This is a genomic window from Bacteroides graminisolvens, assembly GCF_963666085.1.
GTDB classification, from domain to species: Bacteria; Bacteroidota; Bacteroidia; order Bacteroidales; family Bacteroidaceae; genus Bacteroides; species Bacteroides graminisolvens.
This window is the reverse complement of sequence record NZ_OY762556.1, coordinates 832,279-850,110: the sequence shown is the minus strand read 5'-3', so window position 1 is coordinate 850,110 and position 17,832 is coordinate 832,279. Positions and strand designations below refer to the sequence as shown.

The 17,832-nt window shown below is 42.1% G+C and carries 12 protein-coding genes and 1 tRNA gene; 6 read left to right on the top strand and 7 right to left on the bottom strand.

Annotated elements, in window-relative coordinates:
- The first annotated feature begins 241 nt into the window (after positions 1-241).
- The 3 genes from ACKPCE_RS03450 (at position 242) to ACKPCE_RS03440 (ending at position 7,311) form a co-directional block, all read left to right on the top strand.
- Positions 242-4,276 (top strand): two-component regulator propeller domain-containing protein, encoded by a 4,035-nt coding sequence (locus ACKPCE_RS03450; protein ID WP_319504203.1) that lies wholly within the window; start codon positions 242-244, stop codon positions 4,274-4,276.
- A 138-nt stretch (positions 4,277-4,414) separates the two neighbouring features.
- The gene (locus ACKPCE_RS03445; RefSeq protein WP_027317691.1) at positions 4,415-6,619 is read left to right on the top strand and encodes a sodium-translocating pyrophosphatase; all 2,205 of its coding nucleotides are present in this window, start codon (positions 4,415-4,417) and stop codon (positions 6,617-6,619) included.
- Between the two features lie 92 nt (positions 6,620-6,711).
- Entirely contained in the window at positions 6,712-7,311 is a 600-nt protein-coding gene (locus tag ACKPCE_RS03440; RefSeq protein WP_319504202.1) for a ribonuclease HII, read from the top strand.
- Here ACKPCE_RS03440 and ACKPCE_RS03435 read toward each other — a convergent pair.
- Entirely contained in the window at positions 7,308-8,234 is a 927-nt protein-coding gene (locus tag ACKPCE_RS03435; protein WP_319504201.1) for a magnesium transporter CorA family protein, read from the bottom strand. The two genes, ACKPCE_RS03440 and ACKPCE_RS03435, sit on opposite strands and share 4 nt — an antisense overlap.
- Positions 8,235-8,460: 226 nt before the next feature.
- Here ACKPCE_RS03435 and gpmI point away from each other — a divergent pair, with 226 nt between their 5' ends.
- Together gpmI and ACKPCE_RS03425 are read left to right on the top strand one after the other, a co-directional pair.
- Positions 8,461-9,975 carry a 2,3-bisphosphoglycerate-independent phosphoglycerate mutase gene (gpmI, locus tag ACKPCE_RS03430; protein WP_319504200.1) on the top strand — a complete coding sequence of 505 codons (1,515 nt, stop codon included), beginning with the start codon at positions 8,461-8,463 and terminating at the stop codon, positions 9,973-9,975.
- Positions 9,976-10,038: 63 nt separating this feature from the next.
- The gene (locus tag ACKPCE_RS03425) at positions 10,039-10,620 is read left to right on the top strand and encodes a DUF3109 family protein (RefSeq protein WP_024995394.1); all 582 of its coding nucleotides are present in this window, start codon (positions 10,039-10,041) and stop codon (positions 10,618-10,620) included.
- A 103-nt stretch (positions 10,621-10,723) separates the two neighbouring features.
- Here the strand turns inward: ACKPCE_RS03425 and gyrB are convergent, their stop codons facing one another.
- The 3 genes from gyrB to ACKPCE_RS03410 all read right to left on the bottom strand — a co-directional run bounded on the left by gyrB (position 10,724) and on the right by ACKPCE_RS03410 (position 13,249).
- Positions 10,724-12,682, bottom strand: coding sequence for a DNA topoisomerase (ATP-hydrolyzing) subunit B (gene gyrB / locus ACKPCE_RS03420; protein ID WP_319504199.1), 1,959 nt, complete (start codon positions 12,680-12,682; stop codon positions 10,724-10,726).
- 200 nt (positions 12,683-12,882) lie between these two features.
- Entirely contained in the window at positions 12,883-13,137 is a 255-nt protein-coding gene (rpsT, locus tag ACKPCE_RS03415) for a 30S ribosomal protein S20 (protein ID WP_024995392.1), read from the bottom strand.
- Positions 13,138-13,177: 40 nt separating this feature from the next.
- Positions 13,178-13,249 (bottom strand) — tRNA-Glu (locus ACKPCE_RS03410).
- A gap of 285 nt (positions 13,250-13,534) precedes the next feature.
- On the opposite strand from ACKPCE_RS03410, the gene recO reads away from it, so the two are divergent.
- Complete coding sequence (gene recO / locus ACKPCE_RS03405; protein WP_276964660.1) at positions 13,535-14,263, top strand: DNA repair protein RecO; 729 nt, start codon at positions 13,535-13,537, stop codon at positions 14,261-14,263.
- Positions 14,264-14,555: 292 nt separating this feature from the next.
- Here the strand turns inward: recO and ACKPCE_RS03400 are convergent, their stop codons facing one another.
- The 3 genes from ACKPCE_RS03400 to ftsA are packed head-to-tail and all read right to left on the bottom strand — an operon-like array spanning position 14,556 to position 17,799.
- A complete protein-coding gene (locus tag ACKPCE_RS03400; protein WP_276964658.1) occupies positions 14,556-15,005 on the bottom strand; it encodes a GatB/YqeY domain-containing protein in 450 nt (149 codons plus the stop codon).
- A 30-nt stretch (positions 15,006-15,035) separates the two neighbouring features.
- A complete protein-coding gene (gene ftsZ, locus ACKPCE_RS03395; RefSeq protein WP_027317692.1) occupies positions 15,036-16,346 on the bottom strand; it encodes a cell division protein FtsZ in 1,311 nt (436 codons plus the stop codon).
- 19 nt (positions 16,347-16,365) lie between these two features.
- A complete protein-coding gene (gene ftsA / locus ACKPCE_RS03390) occupies positions 16,366-17,799 on the bottom strand; it encodes a cell division protein FtsA (protein WP_319505911.1) in 1,434 nt (477 codons plus the stop codon).
- Positions 17,800-17,832 lie beyond the last annotated feature (33 nt).

Sequence of the window (17,832 nt, the reverse complement as noted above, 5' to 3'; positions counted from 1 at the left end):
ATTAGATGTGACTGCAAATTAAACACGAACGGAATATAGAATATGGAATAATAGTCCAGTTGTATGCAACGATTGTCCGACGATCGTTTTCTTCTAATCTTTCGCAAATTCCCTTGAATAAGTCGTTTGGACGTTTTTGATAGACTATTTTTTTAGTTTTATGGATTATATTTGGGTGCTCTTTCAGATAAAAGCGCTATTATTGCACTTACAAAAAGCACTAATCATTGAGAACACATCCATGAAAAGATTTATATATTCCCTATTGGTCATTTTTCTCGTTTTACCTGCTCTGGCAGCTGTCCCTCGTACTTTCAATTTTCGCCATTATACTGTCGATAACGGATTGTCTTCTAACATTGTGCGGAGCATTTTACAAGATAGTCGCGGCTTTATCTGGATTGGTACGGAAGAGGGGCTTAATTGCTTTGACGGACAAAATATAAAAAGATATCTCTGCAATAATGGCTCCTCATGTACATTAGGTAACAATTATATCAATGTGCTTTTTGAAGATTCTGAAGGCAAAATCTGGATTGGAACAGATACGGGGGTCTATCTCTATTTGCATGCGCAGGATTTGTTTTATCTTTTCCGTCCGCAAACGGCTTACGGTACAAGTATAACATCCATTGTTAATAACATAGTAGAAGACAAACATCAAAATATTTGGTTGGCAACTCACGGACAGGGAACATTTAAATACAATACAAAAACGCGCAAACTGGAACAATATATGTGTCCGGTGCAACCGCAGAGTCTGGTTAATTATGTTTATGTTGATCGCGAGGATGCAGTGTGGATCACTACCCGAAACCCCCAAAGTCCTTTGGCAAAATATAATCCGAAGAAAAACAAGTTTGAAAATTTCACATTAAACTTGTCGGCTAATGATACCGAATCAACTATTTTATATTTACTGGAGAGTTCAAAAGGTGAATTCTGGCTTGGAACATGGGACGATGGTCTGCGTCGTTTAAATAGAAAAACAGGTGATACTGAAACACTGCTTTCGCCTAAAAAACAAGGGGGTATTTTGCACATACATAGTATTACTGAACTGGAGCCACATGTGCTTATGGTGGGATCCGATGATGGTTTGAGCATATTGAATACCCTAAAAAAAGAACACCAGCTGCTTGTTTCCGACGAAACAAATGCAAGTTCTCTTTCCAATAAATTTGTTTACCCCATCGTAAAAGACCGCGAAGGTGGGATATGGGTGGGAACCTATTACGGAGGGGTTAACTATGTTTCTCCTAATAATGAAATGTTCAAAGGGTATGCTCATTCTCTTTTCAGGAATTCAATTAATGGTAACATCGTGAGTCGCTTTTGTGAAGATAAGCAAGGCAATATATGGATTGCGACTGATGATGGCGGTTTGAATTGCTTCTATCCGCAGACGGGTTTGTTTAAGGCATTTATGCCACAGGCCGGCAAAAATAGTTTATCCTATCACAATGTGCATGCGCTTTGTTTGAATGATGAGGAACTGTGGATTGGCACTTATTCCGGCGGATTGAATGTGCTGAATTTGAAAACCGGACAATTCAGGCATTATGATACCAAAGAGGAAGATCCGCGAACACTCGATGGTAACAGCATTTACGCTATATTTCGTGATCGCGACAAACGGATATGGGTGGCCAGTATGTCGGGTGTCAATCTGTATCATCCCGAGACAGATGACTTCAGCAGGATTAAGAATTTTGGCTTCATGACAATAGACATTAAACAAGATCGTAATGGGGCCATTTGGTTTGCTACACAAGGAAAAGGAGTATTCAGATATAACCCTTCCACTCGTGATTGGCGTAACTATACCCATGCAGCCAATGATCCTCATTCCATAGCCGGTAATCAGGTAAACTGCATGTATGTTGATTCCGGCGGCGTGCTTTGGATTGGAACAGGGAATGGCTTGTGCGCCTATCATGCTGCGACCGATGCTTTTGTCAGGATGCCACTTCGCATTCCCAGTAACAATATTTGTGGTATCGTTGAAAGTAATAAATTGCTATGGCTGACAACTTCCAAAGGATTGGTTCGTTTTAATCCGGCTGCCAAAGACGGAAACAATTGCCAGGTATTTACTAAAAGTGACGGATTAAGGAGTGATCAGTTTATTTTTAATTCGGCGATGAAATCATTGGCCGGAGAAATTTATGTGGGAACTTTGAACGGATTTAATTCTTTTTGTCCGGATCGCATTAAAAAGAATGCATATGTTCCTCCCGTGTACATAACCAGTCTGGAAATTTATAATAAGGAAATTCCCGTTGATGTCAATGGAAAGCTTCCGGGTGATTTATCTTCTCTTGATGTTTTAGACTTATCATATAAAGATAATGTTTTTAGTCTGAGGTATGCAGCGCTAAGTTATAATACTCCCGAAAAGAATCAGTACGCTTATAAACTAGAGGGATTTGATGAAGAATGGAATTTTGTAGGAACGCAGACAAAAGCCACTTATACGAACTTGCCGGCCGGGACTTACACTTTTAAAGTGAAAGCTTGTAATAACGATGGGGTTTGGAACGAGGCCGGAGCCACGTTGAGAATAAACATACATCCACCTTTTTATCTTACATTAGGGTTTAAAATACTCTATTTAATTCTTTTTCTTCTGAGTCTTTACGGGGTTATACGTATGTTGATTCGCCGTTCAGAAAGAAAGCATAAGGATAAAATTAAGGAGATGCAGCAAGAACAGGAACGTGAAATATACAATTCTAAAATTGAGTTTTTTACTATGATTGCCCATGAAATAAGAACGCCTGTTTCACTCATCATAGGCCCTATGGAAAATATCCTTTCTACAGGTATCTCTTTACCCGAAAGTATTAAAAAAGAGTTGGGCATTATTAATCGGAACAGTCAGCGCCTGTTGAATCTAGTCAACCAGTTACTCGATTTCCGAAAAGTAGAACAAGGTGCTTTTACTCTTTCTATCGGCAAGTATCGTATTTATGAACTGCTTGACAATGTGTACGAACGTTTTAAGCCCGTTGTTGAGCAAAGAGGCATTGAATTTACCTTCGATTGTCCGGAGAAAAACCTAGAGGCTTTTGTCGATCAGGAAGCCATCACAAAAGTGGTGAGCAATTTATTGACGAATGCCAATAAATTCACAAAAGACAAGATTATCCTTGCGTGTTCTTTCCATAAAGACCTGGCTTGTTTTATCGTTAGTGTAACTGATAACGGTTGCGGAATTCCTGATGAAGAACGCCATAAAATCTTCCAGCCGTTTTATCAGGTAGCCGGAAGGGGGAAGCCGGGTACAGGTATTGGACTGAATTTAGTTAAAAGTCTTGCAGAGGCGCATCACGGAATGGTTGAAGTCGATTCCGTTCCCGGTGAGGGTAGTACTTTTAAAGTGACGATCCCTATTGGTAAAGAGAGTCAGGAAGAAAATCATTACCCGTTGTATCCGCATGCAGCACTAACCCAGTTACTGCCCGATGGTCAGAAAACTGAATTTCCCCAAGCAGCCGGTTACTCCTCTGACAAACTTCGTTTGTTGATAGTTGATGACAATGAAGAGATGCGAACATTCCTGGCCGATAGCTTTTTAGATGAATACCAGGTGGTAACGGCCAAAGATGGAGTTGAAGCATTAGAGGAACTGCATAAAGGAAATGTTCACCTTGCAATTTGCGATCTGATGATGCCCCGTATGGACGGAATATCCTTTTGCCGCGAGGTACGTGCCGACAGGTTGTATAGCCATGTTCCGATTATATTGCTTACAGCCAAAACGGATGTCGATTCTAAAATTGAAGGAATGAATACAGGTGCCGATGCTTACGTTGAAAAACCTTTTTCTATTCAATATCTGCGAGCTTGCGTTGCTAACCTTCTTGCGTCGCGAGAATTGCTGAAAAAGAAATTCTCCGAAATGCCTTTTGTTCCGTTACAAAGTATGGCGGCCAACAAGGCTGAGGAAGATTTTTTGGTTCAAATGAATGCAATCATTGAAAAGAATATTTCGAACCAAGACTTTTCCATTGATGCTTTGGCCAAAGAATTATGCATTAGTCGTTCCGGTTTGTTTGCCAAAATAAAAACCATGACAGATGTTACGCCCAATGAACTGGTTCAAGTTATGAGACTGAAGAAAGCTGCACAACTTCTTTCTGAGAGTCATTTACGGGTTAATGAAGTAGCCTATGCGGTTGGTTTCAATAATCCGTCCTATTTCGCTAAGTGTTTTCAGAAACAATTCGGAGAGAAACCGGCTGATTTCGCTCTCAAACACAAAAAAGTGTAAACAGTTTGTTGTTTTACCTAAAGGGAATAGTCTTTTTTTCCGAATAATTCATCAGAATGTTTTTTTATGAAATATTTCATTGTCTATCTCATTGATAATGAATATTTTTAAGCCATTGAACCTCTAAATTAATATTCTATGGATAGCTTACTTTTTTTGATGATTCCCCTGTCGGCTTTTGCAGCCCTGTGTTTTGCCTATTATTTTCATAAACAGATGATGAAGGAGAGTGAAGGCACTCCTCAGATGGTAAAAATAGCGGCTGCAGTACGTAAAGGGGCGATGTCTTACCTGAAGCAGCAATATAAAGTTGTTGCTTTTGTCTTTTTGGGATTGGTTATCTTGTTCTCCATCATGGCTTACGGATTTCAGGTACAGAACCCATGGGTGCCTGTGGCTTTTCTAACAGGCGGTTTCTTTTCCGGCTTATCGGGCTTTTTGGGAATGAAAACGGCGACTTATGCTTCTGCTCGTACAGCGAATGCCGCACGTACTTCTCTGAATGCCGGTTTGCGCATTGCTTTCCGAAGCGGTGCGGTGATGGGGCTCGTCGTTGTTGGCTTGGGACTGCTTGATATCGCTTTCTGGTATTTGCTGTTAAATGCAGTAATTCCTGCCGATGTGTTTTCACCTACACATAAGTTGTGTATCATTACAACAACCATGCTGACATTTGGTATGGGAGCCAGCACACAAGCTTTGTTTGCTCGTGTTGGTGGTGGTATTTATACCAAAGCTGCCGATGTAGGGGCCGATTTGGTGGGTAAGGTGGAAGCCGGGATCCCCGAAGACGATCCGCGAAATCCTGCTACCATAGCAGATAATGTAGGTGATAATGTGGGTGATGTGGCCGGAATGGGGGCCGATTTATACGAATCATACTGTGGATCGATCTTAGCCACTGCGGCGTTAGGGGCCGCTGCTTTTATTCATACAGCTGACGCGGCGATGCAGTTCAAAGCTGTCATAGCGCCTATGTTGATTGCTGCCGTGGGCATATTGCTTTCTATTGCCGGAATATTCTCTGTTCGTACCAAAGAGAATGCTACCATGAAAGATTTGCTGAATTCCCTGGCGTTTGGAACCAACTTAAGTTCTGTGCTAATTGTGGCTGCTACTTTCTTTATTCTCTGGTTACTACAGATAGATAACTGGATGTATATTTCTTGTTCGGTGGTTGTAGGGCTGATTGTTGGAATTATTATCGGACGCTCTACGGAATATTATACTTCACAGTCATATAAGCCCACCAGGTATCTAGCTGAGAGCGGCAAAACAGGACCGGCTACGGTCATTATTTCAGGTATTGGATTGGGTATGTTGTCGACTGCAATCCCTGTCTTGGCTGTTGTAGTAGGCATTATTGCTTCTTACTTGTTTGCTTCCGGCTTTGATTTTGCCAACGTGGGCATGGGGTTGTATGGCATAGGTATTGCGGCAGTAGGGATGCTTTCAACTTTGGGTATTACGCTGGCGACTGATGCTTATGGTCCTATTGCCGACAATGCAGGAGGCAATGCCGAGATGTCGGCTTTGGGCGAAGAGGTAAGAAAGCGAACAGATGCTCTCGACTCGTTGGGTAATACGACTGCCGCTACGGGGAAAGGGTTTGCTATTGGTTCGGCTGCGCTGACGGGTTTGGCTTTGCTGGCTTCTTATGTGGAAGAAATCCGTATCGGACTTACCCGTTTGGGAACAATGGAAATAGCGTTGCCGCATGGGGGAGCTATTAAAACTGCCGATGCTACTTTTGTCGATTTCATGGATTATTATAATGTAACACTGATGAATCCGAAAGTTCTCTCGGGGATGTTTATCGGATCGATGATGGCGTTCCTGTTTTGCGGATTAACGATGAATGCTGTAGGCCGTGCGGCCGGACACATGGTCGATGAGGTGCGCAGGCAGTTTAGAGAAATCAAGGGGATTCTCACCGGAGAAACAGAACCTGATTATGAACGTTGTGTAGCTATCTCTACCAAAGGTGCACAAAAGGAAATGGTGCTTCCTTCTATTCTGGCTATTATTGCTCCCATAGCAACGGGATTGATATTTGGTGTGCCCGGTGTGTTGGGGTTGCTTATTGGAGGGTTGAGTAGTGGCTTTGTTCTTGCCATCTTTATGGCCAATGCCGGTGGTGCATGGGATAACGCCAAGAAGTTTGTTGAAGAAGGTAACTTAGGCGGTAAAGGTGGAGAAGTTCACAAGGCTACTGTCGTTGGTGATACCGTTGGCGATCCTTTTAAAGATACCTCGGGCCCCAGCTTGAACATTCTTATTAAATTAATGAGCATGGTGGCTATTGTTATGGCGGGGCTTACCGTTGCCTGGAGCTTATTCTGATCGTTGTTTTGCGGACAAAGACTGTTCTTTTTCTGATAGCTTGTATTTCTTTGAAGAGAAGAATTGTATCTTTGTCCGCAAAATCTTTTTGTATGCTATTACCCTATTTGAATAAAGGACTGATTGAAGCCGGTTGTGATGAAGCCGGACGCGGATGTTTGGCCGGATCAGTTTACGCGGCAGCGGTTATATTACCTCCCGACTTCAAGAATGAATTATTGAACGATTCCAAACAACTGACCGAAAAACAACGTTATTTGCTCCGCGAAGTGGTAGAGAAAGAATCTATTGCATGGGCCGTCGGCGTTGTTACACCTCAGGAAATAGATAAAATCAACATATTGAATGCTTCTTTTCTGGCTATGCATCGGGCTGTCGATCAATTAAAGATCCGGCCGGAACATTTAATTATTGACGGAAACCGATTCAAAGCATATCCTTCCATTCCTCATACTACTGTGATCAAAGGCGATGGCAAGTATCTTTCTATTGCAGCAGCCTCTATTTTGGCAAAAACATACCGTGACGATTACATGAATGGTTTGCACGAAGAATACCCTTGCTATGATTGGGATCACAACAAGGGTTATCCTACTAAGAAGCACCGTACAGCAATTGCAATTAATGGCCCTTCGCCTTATCATCGGTTGAGTTATAACCTACTGGGTGACGCGCAACTGGAGCTGTTTTAAAACCATTTGATTCTTTTGAAAATAACGAATGCAAGGGCAGACAGAAACACGGATGATAATACAATGATGGCAAATGCATGTGGTATGGTATCTAAATGAATATTAACATTCATCCCGTAAAAACTGGCAATGAGTGTGGGAACCATCAGGATAATTGAAATGCTGGTCATTCGTTTCATGATGGTATTCACGTTATTTGATATGATGGATGCAAATGCATCCATTGTTCCCGTTAAAATGTCACTGTATATATTTACGGTGTTATACGCCTGCCTGAGTTCGGTAATGACGTCTTCCATCAGTTCCTCGTCCAAGTACTCTGGTTCTTGAAAGATACTTTTTAACTTACCGATCATGATTTCGTTGCCACGAATGGAGGTGTTGAAATAGACCAATGTCTTTTGAAGTTTCATAAGACGAAGCAAGTCTTCGTTACGAATGCTCCGTTCAAGTTCCTTTTCCGCACTTGTCACATCGTTGTTTATTTGTTTCAGGTATTTTAGAAACCATACAGCTGAAGAGTAAATAAGACGTAATATAAGGTCGAACTTATTGCGTACGATGAGATTCTTGCGACGTGTGTAGCTTATAAAATCAGGAATAATTTCAGTATGATGATAGCATACTGAAATGGTAATTTCGTTGTTTGTAATAATACCAATAGGTACGGTTGTAAACGGAATACCATTTTGGGGACTCTGCATGGGGATGCGGATGATGGTTAGTAGCCAGTTATCTTCTGTCTCGGTTCTTGGGCGCTCATCTGTATCGGCAATATCTCTAAGAAAAGACTCGGGTACTCCCAGTTCATTGAGTAGAAATTGAAAATCGCCTTCGTCGGGACAAACTACGTTAATCCAGCAATTAGGCTGCCAGTTCGGCTTTTCTACAAAGCCGGCCTCACAATAAAGATAGGTTCTCATTATTGCCTCCTTTCGTTAGTTGGTCGAGCAGAGACAGCATGAGTGTGACTCTGTTCGCTTTAGTTCATATTATCTTTGCACGTTCGCGGGTTTGAATCGTCCATATTTTTATTTATGATTTTTTGCAGCACAAAAGTAGATAAATCATTTGAATTAAAGCTCGTTAACGGCCTTTTTTTGTAACTTTGCCCCCGAAAAAACAAGGAATCTAAAAACTAACATAATTATGAGTAAAAAAGCCCTTTTAATGATTCTCGACGGTTGGGGAATCGGTAATCACGGAAAAGCTGATGTTATTTTCAATACTCCTACTCCTTATTGGGATTATTTAGTAAAAACTTATCCCAATTCACAACTGCAGGCCAGCGGCGAAAATGTAGGTTTGCCCGATGGCCAAATGGGTAACTCTGAGGTAGGTCACCTCAACATCGGTGCAGGTCGTGTGGTTTATCAGGACTTGGTGAAGATTAACCTGGCTTGTCGCGACAATAGCATGATGCAAAACCCTGGAGTCGTTGCGGCTTTTACGTATGCCAAAGAGAATGGCAAAAATATTCATTTCATGGGGTTGACTTCTGACGGTGGAGTACATAGCTCTCTCGATCATTTGTTTAAGCTTTGTGATATAGCCAAAGAATATGGTATTGAGAATGCATTTGTTCACTGTTTTATGGATGGTCGTGATACAGACCCTAAAAGCGGAAAAGGCTTTATTGAGCAGCTGGATGCATACTGCCAGGCTTCTGCCGGCAAGATTGCTTCCATCATAGGCCGTTATTATGCTATGGACCGTGACAAACGTTGGGAGCGTGTGAAAGAAGCTTATGATTTGTTGGTAAACGGAACCGGTAAAAAAGCGACCTGCATGGTTGAGGCTGTACAGGAGTCTTATGATGAAGGTGTTACTGACGAGTTTATTAAGCCTATTGTAAACGCTAACTTCGACGGAAGAATTAAAGAAGGTGACGTGGTTATTTTCTTTAATTACCGTAACGACCGTGCTAAAGAGCTGACCGTTGTTTTAACTCAGCAAGATATGCCGGAAGCCGGAATGAAAGTCGTACCGGGACTTCAGTATTACTGTATGACTCCTTACGATGCTTCATTTAAAAATGTGCACGTGTTGTTCGATAAAGACAATGTAGAAAATACATTGGGCGAATATCTGTCTAAACAAAGTAAATCTCAGTTGCACATTGCAGAAACTGAAAAGTATGCACACGTAACTTTCTTCTTCAATGGCGGTCGTGAAACTCCTTACGAAGGAGAAGAACGTATCTTGGTAGCATCGCCTAAGGTTGCTACTTACGACTTAAAGCCCGAGATGAGTGCTTATGAAGTGAAAGATAAGCTGGTAGCAGCAATCAATGAAAATAAATTCGATTTTATTGTTGTGAACTATGCAAACGGTGATATGGTTGGTCACACCGGTGTATATGAAGCAATTGAAAAGGCTGTAACGGCTGTTGACACTTGTGTAAAAGAGACCATTGAGGCAGCTAAAGCGCAAGGCTATGAGGCTATCATCATTGCCGATCACGGAAATGCTGATAATGCGGTTAACGAAGACGGCAGCCCCAACACGGCTCACTCGCTCAATCCCGTTCCTTGTGTTTATGTTTCTGAGAACATGAATGCAGTGGTTGAAAACGGACGCTTGGCGGATGTGGCTCCAACTATCTTGAAACTGATGGGCTTGGAAGCTCCTAAAGAGATGACCGGAAAGGTTTTAGTTAAATAAGAAGTTTCTCTTGAATAATTATAACGGGAGATTCATTCTCCCGTTTTTTTATGTTGTATATGTATGGTACAAATTGATGATGTAGTTGTTTCGCTCGATGTTTTTCGGGAGAAATTTATTTGTAATCTGGATGCTTGCAAAGGACAATGTTGCATTGAGGGCGATGCCGGTGCGCCTCTGGAAGAGGAGGAGGTGGCTGAACTGGAGAAGGTTCTTCCGGTTATTTGGGATCAACTTTCACCACAGGCTCGCGAGATTATAGACCGGCAAGGAGTGTGTTACACGGATCAGGATGGTGACTTGGTAACATCAATCGTCAATGGTAAGGATTGTGTGTTTACTTGTTATGATGAGAAAGGTTGTTGTTATTGCGCCATAGAGAAGGCGTACCGCGACGGGAAAGTTGATTTCTACAAACCGGTTTCGTGTCATTTATATCCCATTCGTGTGGGCAACTATGGTCCTTATAAAGCCGTTAATTACCATCGTTGGGATGTTTGCAAAGCTGCTGTGATTCTGGGACAGAAAGAGAATGTTCCGGTTTACAAGTTCCTGAAAGAACCTTTAATACGTAAGTTTGGTGAAGCATGGTACAACGAAATGGAGTCTGTAGCCGAAGAATTACGCAAAAGCAATCACATTTAATGTGTGAATAGTTTGTTCTAGTGTAAGAACAAGAAAAGCGCCAGATTGAAAGAACTTCTTTCGTCCGGCGCTTTTTCGTTATGAGGTTGACTGTGATTGTGCCTTATGCGTCAATATTGGCATAAGTTGCATTCTCTTCAATGAATTCCCTTCTAGGGCCTACGTCTTCACCCATCAACATGGAGAAAACATAATCTGCTTCAGCAGCATTTTCAATATTCACTTGTTTCAGCATACGGTTTTCAGGATCCATGGTTGTTTCCCAAAGCTGTTGTGCGTTCATCTCTCCCAAACCTTTGTATCGCTGAGTGTGCACGGCTTTTTCTTCTCCTGCACCGTAAAGCTCAATGAATTTCTGACGTTGTGCGTCGGTCCAGCAGTACTCTTCTGTTTTTCCTTTCTTGCAAAGGTAGAGCGGGGGAGTAGCGATGTACAGGTAACCGTTCTGAATGATTTCGGGCATATAACGGAAGAAGAAAGTCATGATCAATGTGTCGATGTGAGAACCATCGACGTCGGCATCGGTCATGATGATGATCTTTTTGTATCTCAACTTCTCGATGTTAGCCGCTTTACTGTCTTCTTCGGTTCCGATAGTAACGCCCAGTGCGGTGTATATATTACGTATTTCTTCGCTTTCGAGTGCCTTGTGGTACATGGCTTTCTCCACATTCAAAATCTTACCACGTAGTGGAAGAATGGCTTGGAACATACGGTTACGTCCTTGCTTGGCAGTTCCACCCGCCGAGTCACCCTCGACAAGGAATAATTCGCAACGATCAGCATCACGGTCCGAGCAGTCGGCTAGTTTACCGGGCAATCCGCCACCAGACATCGGCGATTTGCGTTGCACCATTTCACGTGCTTTACGTGCTGCGTGACGTGCTGTTGCAGCCAAAATTACTTTGTCTACAATCATTTTGGCTTCTTTCGGATGCTCCTCTAAGTAATAAGTCAACGCTTCGCCTACAGCTTGGTCAACGGCTCCCATTACCTCATTGTTACCCAATTTAGTTTTGGTTTGTCCTTCGAACTGAGGTTCTGCTACTTTGATTGATATAACAGCTGTTAACCCCTCGCGGAAGTCGTCTCCGGCAATCTCTATCTTCACTTTCTCAAGCATTTTGGAGTCTTCAGCGTACTTCTTCAGTGTACGAGTCAGTGCACGGCGGAATCCGGCCAAGTGCGTACCTCCTTCAATGGTATTGATGTTGTTTACGTAAGAGTGTATGTTTTCTGAGAATGAAGTGTTATACATGATAGCCACTTCAATGGGGATACCTTGTTTTTCGGTATTCAGGTAGATTACATCATTAATCAGATGCTCACGCGATGAATCAATGAAACGAACGAATTCTTTCAGACCGTTTTCTGATAAGAATTTTTCGCTTTTAACCTTACCCTCTTCGTTGACAACCCTGCGGTCGGTCAGTACGATGGTGATACCTGCATTAAGGTAGGCAAGCTCGCGCATGCGGGTTGCCAATATTTCATATTTGTAAACTGTTTCAGTGAATATGGAAGCGTCAGGCAAGAAAGTTTGACGAGTTCCATTGCCGGTTGCCGGACCTACTTCTTTAACGCTGTAGAGGGGTTTTCCGCATTCATACTCTTGTTGGTAGAGTATTCCGTCTCTTTCTACCTGTGTGGTCATGTGAGTAGAAAGTGCATTTACGCACGAAACACCTACACCATGCAAACCGCCCGAGACCTTGTAAGAACCTTTGTTGAACTTACCGCCGGCGTGAAGTATGGTCATTGCCACTTCCAAAGCCGATTTCTGTTCCTTCTTGTGGTAGTCAACCGGAATTCCACGTCCGTTGTCCTGAACCGTAATTGAATTATCTTCGTTGATTGTCACATCGATGCGGTCGCAATAGCCTGCCAGTGCTTCGTCAATAGAGTTATCTACGACTTCATATACCAAGTGGTGCAATCCTTTTAAGCCAGTGTCGCCAATATACATCGCAGGGCGTTTTCTTACAGCTTCAAGCCCTTCAAGTACCTGGATACTATCGGCAGAATACGCGCCGTTATTGGTAGCAATTTGTTCTTCAGTCATAATATGTTTTCTAATTGTAATAACAGAGCAAATATAGTGAAAAGATATCAGTTAGGGAAGTATTATGTAGTGAAAAATATAGAATTTAAGATAAAGTTGGACGATTTAGTTTTATGGTGTGTGCGATGACTAAAAACAGACAAGGCCGAACTAAAAAGTCCGGCCTGTATATTGTTTATACAAGTAGATTGCTACCTAGATTAAGCGAGCTTATTGATGTGAAGAGCTAGCTTAGACTTCAGGTTGCTTGCCTTGTTCTTGTGTATAACATTAGTTTTAGCTAATTTATCAATAACCTTAGCTACACTAGGGAACATTGCAACAGCTGCTGCCTTCTCAGTAGTCGAGCGAAGTTTTCTAACAGCGTTTCTCATGGTCTTACCATAATATCTGTTATGAAGTCTTCTTTTCTCTTCTTGTCTTATTCTCTTGATTGATGATTTATGATTTGCCATTTCGACTAATCTTTTTAAATTCGTTATATTTCTTTAATTGTAGCCCATAGGGGAGTCGAACCCCTCTTTCAAGAATGAAAATCTTGCGTCCTAACCGATAGACGAATGGGCCATCGTAGAAGCATTTCTGCTTGCCTGTCAGGCTTTGTTCCCGATTGCGGATGCAAATGTAGGGACTATTTTTGAATTGGCAAAATGTTTATTCTATGAAGTTTTAAAATAGTTTTCATTTTTAAGCCTATATTTGTGTCTTATGTGCTGATAATAAGCTTTTTTAATGTGATGAATTTTTTCTTCTTATTTGCCAATATTTTTTTGATTTAATTTTTGTGCTTGTCTTTCAGGTTCTAATTTTGTAGTTTTGCTATGCTTCCGCGCTTAATATAATGTGGTTTTTATGTTGCAAAAAACAGTAGGAATAGTACTTCATGTGCTGAAATACAATGATTCTTCGAACATTGTTGATATGTATACCGAGCATTCGGGCAGGACTTCGTACCTAGTCACTGTTCCTCGTTCGCGCAAGAATGCGTTGAAATCAGTGTTGTTTCAGCCGCTGGCTATGATTGAGTTTGACTCTGACTGGCGACCGGGTAGTTCCTTGCATCGCATCAAAGAGGCTCGTTCTTACCTTCCTTATACAACGATTCCTTATGATCCTTACAAATCGGCTATTGCTTTGTTTTTAGCCGAATTTCTCTATCGTGGCGTGCGTGAGGAAACTGAAAATGTGTCGCTTTTTGCTTATTTAAAGCATTCTATCACTTGGCTTGATGAATGCCAGTCCGATTTTGCGAACTTTCATCTTGTTTTTCTGATGCGCTTTTCACGCTTTATAGGGTTGTATCCCAATCTTGATGACTATGCGGAAGGTGATTATTTTGATTTGTTGAATGCTTGTTTTGTTGCAACTAAACCATCGCATCATGTATTTTATGTAGGACCTGATGAGGCTGCCCGAATTAAGCAATTGATGCGTATGAATTATGAAACGATGCATCTTTTTAGTATGAATAGAGTGGAGAGAATGAGGTGTCTGGTTATCTTAAATGAGTATTACCGGCTTCATATACCCGACTTCCCGGTGCTAAAGTCATTGTCGGTTTTGCAAGAGCTTTTCGGTTAAGAAAGATTTGCTCGTGGCCATTTTTCTTGTAGACCCGGGTGTACACATGTTATACACCCGGGTCTACAGATTGCCTACATCCCGGTGTACAAGGTGTGTACATCCGGGTGGTGACTAGAATTGTTCACCTGCAAAAAAGTTGGTGACACTTGGTGATACTTGGTGAGGCTTTTTTTTAGGAAAGTATCACCCATAATAAACTGGTTATCAGTTAGTTGATGAGTTGGTGATACTTGGTGATACTTTTTTTTACGCATTTTATGTAGCGTTACTTCACCTGCACCGGGTGTCTTTATCCGAGCAACTCTTTTACTTTGGCCGAAATGGCGCGTCCTTCTGCAATTCCTGCCAACTTTTTAGAAGCTACTCCCATTACTTTGCCCATGTCTTTGGCATCGGTAGCACCTACTTCTGCAATAATCTCTTTTAAAGCTGCTTCGAGCTCTTCTGCACTGAGTTGTTTGGGAAGGTATGATTCGATCACTTTCACTTGAGCAAGCTCCGCATCGGCTAAATCCTGGCGGTTTTGTTGCAGGTAGATGTCGGCAGAGTCTTTTCCTTGTTTAGCAAGCTTCTGCAGTATTTTAAGTGCATCGGCATCGGCTAGCGTATCGTTGGCGCCCGGAGCTGTTTTGGCTTCAATAAAGAACTTCTTTACGTTTCTCAAAGTTTCGAGGGCAACCTTGTCTTTTGCCTTCATTGCGTTTTTAATGTCTTCGCTGACTTTATCAAATAGATCCATTATATAATGAAATTATTAGTTTGTTACTAATTAGAATGTGATAACTCCACTTTCTTCTGTTGTTTCTTGAATTTGTTGCTCTTCGTCGGCTATGGCCTTATTCTTGATTTTGCTCAGGGTTGTTTTGTCTCTGAGGTACGTTGGTGATTCTTCAACAATTGAGATGATATCGTCATTGTCAAGATCTTCTGCGCTGAATAGGTAAATGTGTCTGCGCTTGCGAAAGTTCTTGCTTCCAATGCTGTTGGCACTTTCTCCGTAAGCTTTGCGAATACGCTCTTTATTCTTTTCCTTTTCTTCTTCCAGCAACATCTGACGCTCTTCTTCTTCTTGGCTGCGTTTCTGAAGCACACTGTCCATACCGGGAACATCTTCCATGCCGAATCCGGTAGCAAGTACAGTGATTTTCACTTTCATATCGAGCGAATTATCCATTGCAACACCCCAAATCACTTCCACGCCTTCACGGAACTTGCTCATGAACTCGTGTATTTCGTTCATTTCTTCCATCATCAATTCTGACTTATCACAGAATGAAACGTTGAGCATTACCTTCTTGGCGTTGAATATATCGTTGTTGTTGAGCAACGGTGAATGCAGGGCGTCATCAATGGCTTTGGTCACACGGCTTTCGCCTTCGCCGAAGCCTGTACTCATGATGGCTACGCCACCATCTTTCAAGATGGTTTTAACGTCGGCAAAGTCGAGGTTCACGGTTCCTCTCATGGTGATAATCTCTGCAATACTTTTGGCGGCAATGGAGAGTGTATCATCGGCTTTTCCGAAAGCATTCATGAAGGTCAGATCAGAATAAATTTCGCGCAGGCGTTCGTTATTGATGACCAGCAAGGCATCAACGTGCTGTGCAATGCGTTCAACACCGTCCAGCGCCTGAATAATTTTCTTTTCTCCTTCGAAAATGAAAGGAATGGTTACAATACCTACGGTTAGTATATCCATTTCTTTAGCAATGCGGGCAATAACCGGAGCAGCACCTGTTCCTGTTCCGCCACCCATACCGGCGGTTATGAACACCATTTTGGTTCCGTCGTTCAGCAAATCTTTAATTTCTTCAATGCTTTCTTCGGCGGCGTCTTTTGCCCTGTCGGGGCGGTTACCTGCACCGAGTCCTTCGGTTATGGAACGTCCCAGTTGTAACTTAACGGGAACGGGAGATTCGGCCAGGGCCTGATTGTCGGTATTGCAAAGTACGAAAGTCACATCGTGAATACCTTCTTTGAACATGTGGTTAACAGCGTTACCGCCGCCACCTCCAACTCCTATTACTTTGATAATCTTTGGTGAATCGGTTGGGAAATCAAATTGTACTATCTCGTCCATATCTTGCTATCGTTACAGGTTATTTCATATCGTCATCAGAGAATATCTCATTAGAAATCTTGTCGAACGTGCTCTTAAGCCAACTTGGTCTATTTGCTTTTTCGGCTTCTTTTCTTTTTTTCTCTTCTATCTTTCTTAGTCTTTCTTCTTCTTTCTTCCGCTTTTCTTCCTCATCTCTCAACTTTTTGGCAGCCTTGGCTTCTTCTTCTTGTTGTTTGAGGAACTCGTCTTCTTCAAAAATTTCTTTCTGTGCTACGGTTGACACAGGAGCGGCTTCGGTATAAGATTTCTGAATGACTGGCTTTTCTTCCAGACAACAATTTTCTTCTCCGGCAAAGAGAATACCTAAAATGGTATTTTGTGTTCCGTCTTTTTTCAGGAGCTCTGTGGAAGCATGAACGGCATGGCGCACAAACCGTGCTACCTTTACTTTCTCTGCTTTACTTTTTCTTTTGATCAGCTCGTCCATGTTTTTGAGATTGGATCCGCCCCCTATGATAATGATACCTGCGTTGAGCTTGTCGTCAAATCCGGAAAGCTGTATTTGGTTCCACACGTTGGCTGCAATTTCTTCAGCTCTAGCTTCAATGATATTATTGAGCGTTTGCAATTCGAAACTGCGACTTCCATCTTCTGTTTGGCATTCAACGGGCTCTTCCTCTTCTTCAAAGAGAGCATTCCCAAATTGCTTCTTTAGTTTCTCGGCATCTTCCTCTTCTATTTGCAAAGTTGTAACGTCTCGTGTAATAGCGTTGCCTCCTAATGGAAGTACGGTAAGGAATCTCAGGATGTTATTTTTGTAGATAGAGATGGTCGTTGTGTCGGCGCCGAAGTCGACTAATGCGCAGCCTGCTCTTTTTTCTCCTTCAGTCAGAACCACTTCGGCCATAACAAGTGGGGAAATAAATAAATCGGCTATGTTAATCTTAGCTTGCTCGAAACTCCTTTCCAGGTTTTTCTTTACGATGGAGCGAGCCACAATATTCAAAAATCTTCCTTCAATGTGACTAGATGCAACTCCCACAGGATCTGCCTGCAGATTATTGCCTATTTTATACTCTTGCGGTGCCACATCAAGAATATCCATGTCGATAAGCGGAATTGCCAGATTCTCGTCGCAGATGGAGTCAATCAGCTCTTGGGAAATGATTGTATCTTCTTTCAAGTCGCGGCCCACCAGATTTCTCACTGTGCGTAATGACTGTCCTCCCATGCCGACATATACTTTGCCTATCTCGTTACCAAGAGAGCCTTCCAGCGTATTGATAATTGATGTAAGCGCTTGCGCTGTTTTATCCAGATTATAAATGGTTCCTTTACGGATGAATGAACCCGATTGTTCTTCAGCGTATGCCAGAACTTCTATGCTCCCGTCACCCGCTTTGCGGCCTGCCATTCCGGCAATCTTTGACGAACCGATCTCAATAGCGGCTATAAAATCTGTTGTTGACACCATATCTATTTTTCTATTTAGACTATTAACCAA